7 protein-coding genes are annotated in these 9,373 nt (G+C 71.6%); 5 read left to right on the plus strand and 2 right to left on the minus strand.

From position 1 onward, the window contains the following. Positions 1 to 167 precede the first annotated feature (167 nt). The gene (locus N7925_RS06740) at positions 168 to 1,718 is read left to right on the plus strand and encodes an exopolysaccharide biosynthesis polyprenyl glycosylphosphotransferase (protein ID WP_265598589.1); all 1,551 of its coding nucleotides are present in this window, start codon (positions 168 to 170) and stop codon (positions 1,716 to 1,718) included. A 74-nt stretch (positions 1,719 to 1,792) separates the two neighbouring features. Here the strand turns inward: N7925_RS06740 and N7925_RS06745 are convergent, their stop codons facing one another. Beyond that, a complete protein-coding gene (locus N7925_RS06745) occupies positions 1,793 to 2,776 on the minus strand; it encodes a GDP-L-fucose synthase family protein (protein ID WP_265598590.1) in 984 nt (327 codons plus the stop codon). A 114-nt stretch (positions 2,777 to 2,890) separates the two neighbouring features. Here N7925_RS06745 and gmd point away from each other — a divergent pair, with 114 nt between their 5' ends. The 4 genes from gmd to N7925_RS06765 all read left to right on the plus strand — a co-directional run bounded on the left by gmd (position 2,891) and on the right by N7925_RS06765 (position 8,088). After that, entirely contained in the window at positions 2,891 to 3,904 is a 1,014-nt protein-coding gene (gene gmd / locus N7925_RS06750) for a GDP-mannose 4,6-dehydratase (protein ID WP_265603773.1), read from the plus strand. 353 nt (positions 3,905 to 4,257) lie between these two features. Next, the gene (locus N7925_RS06755; RefSeq protein WP_274343346.1) at positions 4,258 to 6,516 is read left to right on the plus strand and encodes a LamG domain-containing protein; all 2,259 of its coding nucleotides are present in this window, start codon (positions 4,258 to 4,260) and stop codon (positions 6,514 to 6,516) included. A gap of 4 nt (positions 6,517 to 6,520) precedes the next feature. Then, positions 6,521 to 7,252 (plus strand): hypothetical protein, encoded by a 732-nt coding sequence (locus N7925_RS06760; protein ID WP_274343347.1) that lies wholly within the window; start codon positions 6,521 to 6,523, stop codon positions 7,250 to 7,252. After that, positions 7,249 to 8,088: a glycosyltransferase family 2 protein gene (locus tag N7925_RS06765; protein WP_416222877.1), complete on the plus strand. Its 840-nt coding sequence runs from the start codon at positions 7,249 to 7,251 to the stop codon at positions 8,086 to 8,088. Before N7925_RS06760 ends, N7925_RS06765 begins: the two co-directional genes overlap by 4 nt. Before the next feature lie 12 nt (positions 8,089 to 8,100). Here the strand turns inward: N7925_RS06765 and N7925_RS06770 are convergent, their stop codons facing one another. Further along, the gene (locus tag N7925_RS06770; RefSeq protein ID WP_274343348.1) at positions 8,101 to 9,267 is read right to left on the minus strand and encodes a glycosyltransferase; all 1,167 of its coding nucleotides are present in this window, start codon (positions 9,265 to 9,267) and stop codon (positions 8,101 to 8,103) included. Positions 9,268 to 9,373 lie beyond the last annotated feature (106 nt).

A 9,373-nucleotide genomic window follows, 5' to 3' on the forward strand; every position in this document is an offset into this window, starting at 1 on the left:
GTTCCGGCCGATCGGAGGCGTCTGGAACGGGCCGTCTGAACTTCACGAGAACTCCAGCGAAATGGCACGTGTGTGGATATCGTGCACCGAGCGAGGGCGCATCCGTCAGTCCATGGGATCGGCGGATGCGTCCCGTTTGTGGGGGTGCGACTGTGACTGGGGGGTTCATGGGGCATGTCGAAATACCTGATACCGACCTAACCGGACCGGTGGGGCTCCGGGGCGCGCCGCGCCCCCGCACCGCCGCGTCCCGGAACCGCACGGCGGCCCTGGAACAACTGTGGAGGGCCCCGACAGCACAGCGCGACCCGGCCGGCCGGACGCCGGCCCGGCGGAAGCCGGCCCCCGGCCCGGCCCTCGCCGCGCTGACCGACCTGCTGGGCCTGGCCGGTCCGGCCTGGCTCCTGCTGCGCGTCGGCGACCAGCCGCGCCCGGTGGCGGCCGCCGCCGTGGCGGGGCTCCTCTGGGCCGGGCTGCGCGGCGGCCGGGGGCGGTACACGGACCGGCCGGGGGCCGGGCCCGCCGGCGTGCTCGGCCCGGTCGGGGACTGGCTCGTGCTGATCGGTCTGCTGGCCGTCCTGCACACGGCGGCGGGCAGCCCGGTGGACCCGGCGACGGCCGTGGTGTCCGTGACACCGGGGCTGCTCATCGCCACGGCGGTGGCGGGGCTGCGCCGGTGGCAGCGCTCCGGGCGGCGGGGCCGCCGGGCCCGCAGGGTGCTGCTGGTCGGCGAGGCCTCGGGCGTGGGCCGGGCGGCCGAGCTGCTCAACTCCGGTACGGCCCATGACTATTGTCTGGTCGCCGCCATACCGGTGGGCACCGACCGGTTGGAGCTGGACGGTGTGCAGATGCCCGGGCGCCTCGCGGCCTGCCCGGCCGACGACGACGTGACGACGGTGCTCGGCGGGGTCTACGCCCACGCGGCGGACCTGGTGCTGGTGGCTCCCGGGCCCCAGCTGACCGGGGACCGGCTGCGCCGGCTCGGCTGGGGGCTGCACGACGGGGGCGTCGCCCTGTCCGTGGTCTCGGAGCTGTCCGGGGTGGCGGCCGAGCGGGTGCGTCCCGCCACCGCGGCCGGGCTCACCCTGCTGCACATCGCGCCGCCGCTGCGCGGGGGGCCGCAGACGGTGCTGAAGAACGTGCTGGACCGTACGGGGGCCCTGTTCGGGCTGCTGGCCCTGACGCCCCTGCTCCTGGCGGTGGCGCTCAGCGTCCGGCTGTCCTCGCGGGGGCCCGTCTTCCACCGGCAGGTCCGGCAGGGGCAGCACAACAGGCCGTTCACCATGTGGAAGTTCCGCACGATGGTGGCCGACGCGGAGAGTCTCAAGGCGCGGCTGGCCCCGAGCAACGAGGCGGACGGACCGCTGTTCAAGATGCGCGGCGATCCGCGGGTGACGCCGGTCGGGCGGCTGCTGCGGCGGACGTCGATCGATGAACTCCCGCAATTGGTCAACGTGTTGCTGGGCCAGATGTCGCTGGTGGGCCCGAGGCCGCCGCTGCCGGAGGAGGCCTCGCGGTACGACGAGCGGGAGCACCGCCGGCTCGCCGTGAAACCGGGCCTCACGGGGCTGTGGCAGGTGAGCGGCCGCTCCGATCTGACCTGGCAGGAGACCGTCTCGCTCGATCTCTGGTACGTCGACAACTGGTCGGTCGCCGCCGACATGGGACTTCTCGCCCGCACCGTGCGCGCCGTCGCCCACGGTCGCGGGGCGTACTGAGGGCGGCGGGCGTGCGGATGCGAGGAACACAGCCGGTTCGCCGCCGCGAGACACCTCTCGGCGGCGGCGAACGGTCACTGTCCGGACTGGAGTTGGCCGAGCCACCAGGCGTACGTGCGGGCGATGCCGTCGCGCAGCGGGATCCGCGGGGTGAAGCCGAGGGAGGAGAGGCGGGTGACGTCGAGCAGCTTGCGGGGGGTCCCGTCGGGCTTCGACGTGTCCCAGCCGATGCTTCCCCGGTATCCGGTCACCTCCCGTACGGTCTCGGCGAGTTCGCGGATGGTGAGGTCGTCGCCGCAGCCGATGTTGACGGGTTCGTCGCCGTCGTAGGCCTCCAGCAGGGTGACGCAGGCGGCGGCGAGGTCGTCGACATGGAGGAATTCACGACGCGGGGAGCCGGACCCCCACAGGGTCACCTCGGGGGCCCCGTCCCGCCGCGCCTCGTGGAAGCGGCGGATCAGCGCGGGCAGCACGTGCGAGGTCTCCAGGTCGAAGTTGTCGCCGGGCCCGTAGAGATTGGTCGGCATGGCGCTGACGTAGGAAGCGCCGTACTGCCGCCGGTACGACTGGATCTGGACGATTCCGGCGATCTTGGCGAGGGCGTAGGCCTCGTTGGTGGGCTCCAGCTCGCCGGTGAGCAGCGCGTCCTCACGGATCGGCTGGGGGGCGAGCCGGGGGTAGATGCACGACGAGCCGAGGAAGAGCAGCCGCTGGACCCCGGCCGCGTGCGCACCGGCGATCACGCTGAGCTGGATGCGCAGGTTGTCCTCCAGGAACTGCACGGGATATGTGCTGTTGGCCATGATCCCGCCGACCTTGGCGGCGGCCAGCACCACGGCGTCCGGGCGCACGTCCTTCAGATACGCCCCGGTCCGCGCGGCGTCACGCAGGTCGAGGAGGTCGCGGCCGCGGGTGAGCACCTCGTGGCCGTCGTCGGCGAGGCGGCGGGCCACCGCCGAGCCGACCAGGCCGCGGTGGCCCGCGACGAATATGCGGGAGCCGGGCCGCAGTAGGGAGCGGTCGGATTCCTGGGAAGGGACGGGAAGTTCGGTCGTCATGGCTCGGATTGTGCCAGCAGAAAGGGACTGCGGTGACACTTCGCCGCAGAACGCCCCAATTCAGATATGTCGGTGAACGCCGCCGGCGAGGCGATCAGCAGAGAAGGGGGAATCGTGGCGAAGACCGCGCTCATCACCGGAGTGACCGGCCAGGACGGTTCGTATCTGGCCGAGTTGTTGCTCGACAAGGGGTACACGGTGCACGGCCTCATACGCCGCTCCTCCAGCTTCAACACCGAGCGGATCGATCACATCTACCAGGGGCCCGAGGAGCCGGAGCGCTCCTTCGTCCTGCACCACGCGGACCTGTCCGACGGTGTGGCCCTGGTGAACCTGCTGCGCGACATCCAGCCCGACGAGGTCTACAACCTGGGCGCGCAGTCGCATGTGCGGGTGTCCTTCGACGCCCCGCTGTACACCGGTGACGTCACGGGCCTCGGCACCATCCGGCTCCTGGAGGCGGTCCGGGCCAGCGGCATCGAGACCCGGATCTACCAGGCCTCGTCCTCCGAGATGTTCGGCGCCAGCCCGCCCCCGCAGAACGAGAACACCTCGTTCCACCCGCGGAGCCCGTACAGCGTGGCGAAGGTCTACGCCTACTGGGCCACGGTCAACTACCGCGAGGCGTACGGCATGTTCGCGGTGAACGGGATCCTCTTCAACCATGAGTCGCCGCGCCGGGGCGAGACCTTCGTGACCCGGAAGATCACCCGGGGCGTCGCCCGGATCAAGGCCGGGCTCCAGGACCGTCTGCACCTGGGCAATCTGGACGCGGTCCGGGACTGGGGGTACGCGCCGGAGTACGTGGACGCCATGTGGCGGATGCTCCAGTGCGACACCCCCGACGACTATGTGGTCGCCACCGGTGAGGGCGTCAGCGTCCGGCAGTTCGTGGAGTTCGCCTTCGAACACGCGGGGCTGGACTGGCGCGAGCACGTGCGGTACGACCCGAAGTACGAACGCCCCAGCGAGGTCGACGCGTTGATCGGTGACGCGTCCAAGGCCGGGGAGCTGCTGGGCTGGAAGCCCGAGGTGAGGTCGCGCGAGCTGGCCCGCATCATGGTCGACGCCGACATCCGCCGACTGGACGACCAGCTGAGCGGCGCCGCCGTCCGGGTGGACAGGTGAACGGGCCGGACGGCACGCTCCCGCGGGTCCGCCCGGCGGACCCGTCCGGCCCGATGACCGCCTCCACCGACAGCGGCCGCGCGGTGCCGCTCACCGGTGCCCGGACCGCATCGTCGGTCACCCCCAACTCCCGGCCGGCGCCAGCCGCGCCCGTGCTCGGGACGATCACCGGCGCGACCGCCGTCTCCACCGACCCCTCGGTGGAGGCTCACCGCGCCGGCACCGGGCGGAGCCCTCGGCTCCGCCTACTCACTCACCCGACCGGCGGCGGGAGCGACAGTCCGCGCGTCCGGTCGGGCGAGGCAAAATCCGCGGCCTCCAGGCCGCAGCTCGAATCTCACCTTCGGAGCTGAATGATGAACGGAAGTACGGGGCGGAGAACCGGAGGACGCGGCCGAGTACGGGCCGCTTCCGCCGCTCTCGGCCTGCTGGCCGGAGCCCTGACCGCGACCGCGGCCGGGTCCTCTCCGGCGGCGGCGCTGACACCACCGGTCGCCATCACCGCGGACGACCTCACCACCTGGCAGACCAACGGCATCGTCTGGTCGATGGCCGCCGGCGACGGCGTCGTCTACGCGGGCGGCACCTTCTCGACCCTGCGGCCCCCCACCGCCGCCCCCGGAACGGGCGAACAGCCCGCGGTGAACTTCGCCGCGTTCGACGCGGCGACCGGGGCGCCCACCGACTGCTCGCTGTCCTTCACCATCTCCTCGGGAACCGCGACCGTCCGGGCCCTGGCGCTGTCCCCGGACGGCGGCACCCTGTACGCGGGCGGCCAGTTCGGGGCGGTGAACGGCGTCGGGGTGAGCAACATCGCGGCGATCGACACCGAGAGCTGCACCGTCCGCAACACCTTCAAGATCGGGGTCTCGGCGACCGTACGGGGGCTCGCCGTCACCGACGACACGGTCTACCTGGCGGGCGACTTCACCACGGTCGGCGGGCAGACCAGGAACCACTTCGCCGCCGTCACGACCGGAGCCTCACTGCTGCCCTTCAGGGCCGACGCCGACGAGGTGGCCCGGGCCGTCGAGGTGACCCCCGACGGGCGGAACGTGCTGCTCGGCGGGGACTTCCTCCGGATCAACGGAACGAACACCCACGCCCTGGCCGTGGTCGACGCCACCACCGGACAGCTCACCAAGTCCTACCCGGGGTTCATCCACGACAACTCCACCGTCCAGGACATCACCACCGACGCCACCGGCTTCTACACCGCCAACGAGGGCACCGGCGGCGGGGTGTTCGACGGGCGCATCGCACTGAACCTCGACGACTTCGACCAGCGCTGGCGGGACACCTGCCTCGGCGCGACCCAGGCGGTGCTGGTGCACTCGGGCGTGCTGTACAGCGGCAGCCACGCCCACGACTGCTCCAGCATGGGGGCCTTCCCCGACCAGCCGCGCAAGCATCTGCTGGCCCAGTCGGTCGACGACCCGAAGCTGCTCCCGTGGTTCCCGGACACCAACGACGGGATCGGCGAGCCCGTCGGACCACGGGTGATGAGCCAGACGAGCAGCAGCGGCCGCCACTACCTGTGGGTGGGCGGCGAGTTCACCACGGTCAACGGCGACCGGCAGCAAGGGCTGACCCGGTTCGCGGACGGCCCCGACACGGGCGCGCCCTGGGTGCCCAACGTCAGCCTGTCCACGCTGACTCCCGGGCAGATCGACGTGAACTGGCAGACCAGTTTCGACACCGACGACGGGGAGCTGACCTACCGGATCTACAAGGACGGCTCGAACACCCCGATCCACACGACGACCGGCTACTCGGTCTTCTGGGACAGGCCCCAGCTGACCTGGACGGACACCGACGTCGCGCCCGGCGAGGAGCACGCGTACCGGATCACCGCGAGCGACGGCACCAACACCAGCGCGAAGTCCCCGGCCCAGTCGGCCACCGTGGCCGGCGCGACGGAGGCGTACCCGGCCCGGGTCAGGTCCGACGGGGCGAGCCTCTTCTGGCGCTACGACGAGGGCACGTCCACGTTCGCCCACGACAGCAGCGGGAACCTGGACAACGGCTTCCTGCGCAACGGCCCCGCCCACCGGCAGACCCCGGCGGCGGTCGCCGGGCCCTCGACGGCGATCGGCTTCGGCGGCACCGACGAATACGCGTACAGCAACCGGCTGCACGCCGCGCCGGCCCGGTTCTCGGTGGAGACCTGGATCAGGACCACCACCACGCGGGGCGGGAAGATCATCGGCTTCGGGAACAGGACGCAGCAGAACAGCACCCGTCACGACAAGCACGTCTACATGCGCAACGACGGGCGGCTCGTGTTCGGCGTGCAGAGCAATGGGGCGCGGACCGTCACCACCCGGGACGCCTACAACGACGGCCAGTGGCACCACGTCGTCGCCACCCAGGGCCCCCTCGGGCAGGGCATGTCGCTGTACGTCGACGGGCAGCTGCGCGCCTCGAACTTCCTGATCTCCGGCAACGACGGCTACCCCGGCTACTGGCGGGTCGGCGGGGACAACCTTGCCGGCTGGCCGAACCGTCCGACGAGCAACTTCTTCGCCGGGCAGATCGACGAGACCGCCGTCTATCCGACCGCGCTGACCGCTTCGCAGGTCAGCGCGCACTACGCCCTGAGGAATGGCTGATCCGATGAGGAACCCGTTCCTGGCCGGCGCCGTCGTCGTCATGACGACGGCGGCGCTGGCCGCCTGCGGTTCGTCCGCCGGCGGGAACGGTCCGGAGGCCGCGGGCGCCCAGCGCCCCGCGGCCTCCGGGCCCGCCGTCCCCGGCCCGTCCGCCGGCACGCCCACCCCACCCGCCACGCCCTCCTCCGGGGAGCCCGAGGCCCCGGAGGCCGTCGGCCCGTCCGCTCCCGCCACGGGCCCGAAGACACCGGCCGACGAGATCACCCCGGCCACCGGGACGTTCACGAAGAAGCAGCAGGAGTATCTGGAGGACCGGGTGCCCAAGGGCATGGACCCGGCCGCCGTGCTCCAGACCGGCCAGGAGACCTGCGACAAGCTCCGCTACCTGGTCAAGGCCGACCGGGACACCGCCGTCGGCGCCATCGCGACGGACGAGATCCCGGACGCGGCGGACGCGGTCGCCGGACTCTGCCCCCAGCACCAGGACCTGGTGGACGAGGCCGCGTACGCCTACCCGGACGGCACGCACACCGGGAAGAAGCTCCGGGCGGGCGCCTACCGGTCCGCCTCCCCCACCACGGGCTGCTCCTGGCAGATCACCGGGGCCGGCGGCAAGGAGCTGTCCTCGGGCACGTCCGACACCGGCACCTCCCGCACGATCACGATCCCGAAGCCCGCCCACACGTTCACCTCCACAGGCTGCTACGCCTGGCTGCCCGAAGGAGCCGAGGGATGACCGCAGGAAAGCCGAAGCTGCCGATAGTCGTGGCGATCCCCACGAAGAACGAGGGGCTGAACATCGCGGAGGCGGTGAGATCGGTGCTCGGCCACTTCGAGGCGGTCGTGGTGGTGGACTCCCACAGCACCGACGACACCGTCAAGATCGCCGAGGAGTGCGGGGCCGAGGTGATCACCTACACCTGGGACGGGGGCCACCCGCGGAAGAAGCAGTGGTGCCTGGGACACGTCCGCCCCGACCTGGACTGGATCCTGCTCCTGGACGGCGACGAGCGGCTCAGCCCAGGGCTGCTGGCCGAGTTGCGGGAAACCTTCCGGGACCCGTCGGCCCCGAAGCCGGCCGCGTACGACATACCGCTCGGCTACTGGTTCTCGGGGAAGCGGCTGCGGCACGGATACACCATTCGCAAGCGGTCGTTGACCGATCGGACCCGCTCCCACTACCCGGAGGTCGGGGACCTCGACGCCCCGGGCATCGGTGAGGTGGAGGGCCACTACCAGCCGGTCGCGGCGACGGTGGGGACGCTCACCCATCCGATCGAGCACCAGGACCTCGACCCGGTGACCGCCTGGTTCGAGCGGCACAACCGCTACTCGGACTGGGAGGCGTGGCTGGAGCAGCATCCCGGGGTGAAGGAGCAGGTGCGCCAGGTGAAGTCGCGTCAGGGGCAGTTGTTCCACAAGGCGCCGTTCAAGCCGGTGGTCTCCTTCGCCTACATGTATCTCTACAAGCGGGGTTTCCTGGACGGCCGGGCGGGTTTCGACTTCGCGCTGGCGATGAGCTTCTACCGCTGGCAGATCGCCCTCAAGTCGAGGGAGAAGCCGTTGCGTTGACGAGCGGCCCGGTCACCGTCCCCGCCTCCGGCGGACCACGTCCTCGTAGGTCCGCCGGAGGGTGGCGGTGACGGCCTCAATGGTGAACCGCTCGTTCACCATCTCCCAGGCTGCCTTGCCCGCCTGCTCGGCGGCCTCCGGCTCCAGCAGCTCCAGGATCGCGTCGGCGACCTTGCGGGCGTTGGCCGCGTCCTCGCCGACCCGGCTGTCGATGACCCGGCCCGACCCCGCCCCGGCCACATCGGGAGCCTGCCCGCAGGTGCGGGTGATGACGACCGGGGTGCCGACCGACATCGCCTCCAGCACCGAGACCGGGAACGGCTCCTCGATCGCCGGCAGCACATACACATCGGCCTCGCGGTCGGCGGCCAGGACCTGATCGTGCTCCAACGGGCCTACGTGGTCGAGGGAGTCGGCCACACCCAGCTTCCGGGCGAGGGCGAGGGTGCCGGCCAGCGCGCCGGTGTCCGGCCCGGCCAGCACGAACCGGGCGTCCGGGTGGCGGGCGAGGACGTGCGGCATCGCGGCGACGAAGTCCTCGGGCCGCTTGCGCTCCTGGATCCGGGCGAGGAAGAGCACGGTGGGCGGGCGGCCGGGGGCGCGGGCGGGCTTGCGCTCCTGCGGGCGCACTCCGTTGACCAGCCGGACGGTACGGGTGAGCGGGACGGGGGCGGCGACGGCGTTCACGTCGACCCGCTCCATCTCGGTGAGGTGCAGGACGGCGTCGGCGTCGCGCAGCACCTTGCGGACGCCGAGCAGGTCGGTGAGCTGGGCGGCCTTCTTCTCGGTGGGGTCGATCATGCCGTGGGTCTGGACGACCAGGGGCGTCCGGGTCGCGAGCGCGAGGAGCGCCGCGGGCAGGGTCACCAGGTCCCGCATCAGATGGACGTGCACGAGGTCGGCGCCGCGCATCATGCGGCGCGCGGTGTTCAGCAGCGCCGCGGAGGTGATGCCGCTGACCTCGAACATCGGGAGCACGTGCCGCGCCTGGAAGAGGTGGACCGGAACTCCCTCCACCTGGCGGGGCAAGTCACCGTCGGGGAAGCCATCGCCGAGGGCCATGACGCGGGCGTCGTCCCCGGCCGCCCGCTGGACCCTGGACAGGTTGAACGCCACCCGGGTCGGACCGCCGAAGGCGTGGTCCGGAGTGTGGAGCGTGACAACGTGCAGGATTTTCACCGGAGTTCCCCTCGATCACGGCCACTTGTTCACAGAGTAGCCATCGCTCTTCCTCACGTGGGCGGATTCGTTAGAGTGTTCAGCGGTTCACTGATCCCTGGGGGGC

The organism is Streptomyces sp. CA-278952, from assembly GCF_028747205.1.
Classification (GTDB): Bacteria; Actinomycetota; Actinomycetes; order Streptomycetales; family Streptomycetaceae; genus Streptomyces.

Bases quoted from the DNA above. Each gene is read 5' to 3' on its own strand.
- N7925_RS06740 (WP_265598589.1), top strand. From the start codon at position 168: ATGGGGCATGTCGAAATACCTGATACCGACCTAACCGGACCGGTGGGG.
- N7925_RS06760 (WP_274343347.1), top strand. From the start codon at position 6,521: ATGAGGAACCCGTTCCTGGCCGGCGCCGTCGTCGTCATGACGACGGCG.
- N7925_RS06765 (WP_416222877.1), top strand. From the start codon at position 7,249: ATGACCGCAGGAAAGCCGAAGCTGCCGATAGTCGTGGCGATCCCCACG.
- N7925_RS06755 (WP_274343346.1), top strand. From the start codon at position 4,258: ATGATGAACGGAAGTACGGGGCGGAGAACCGGAGGACGCGGCCGAGTA.
- N7925_RS06745 (WP_265598590.1), bottom strand. From the start codon at position 2,776: ATGACGACCGAACTTCCCGTCCCTTCCCAGGAATCCGACCGCTCCCTA.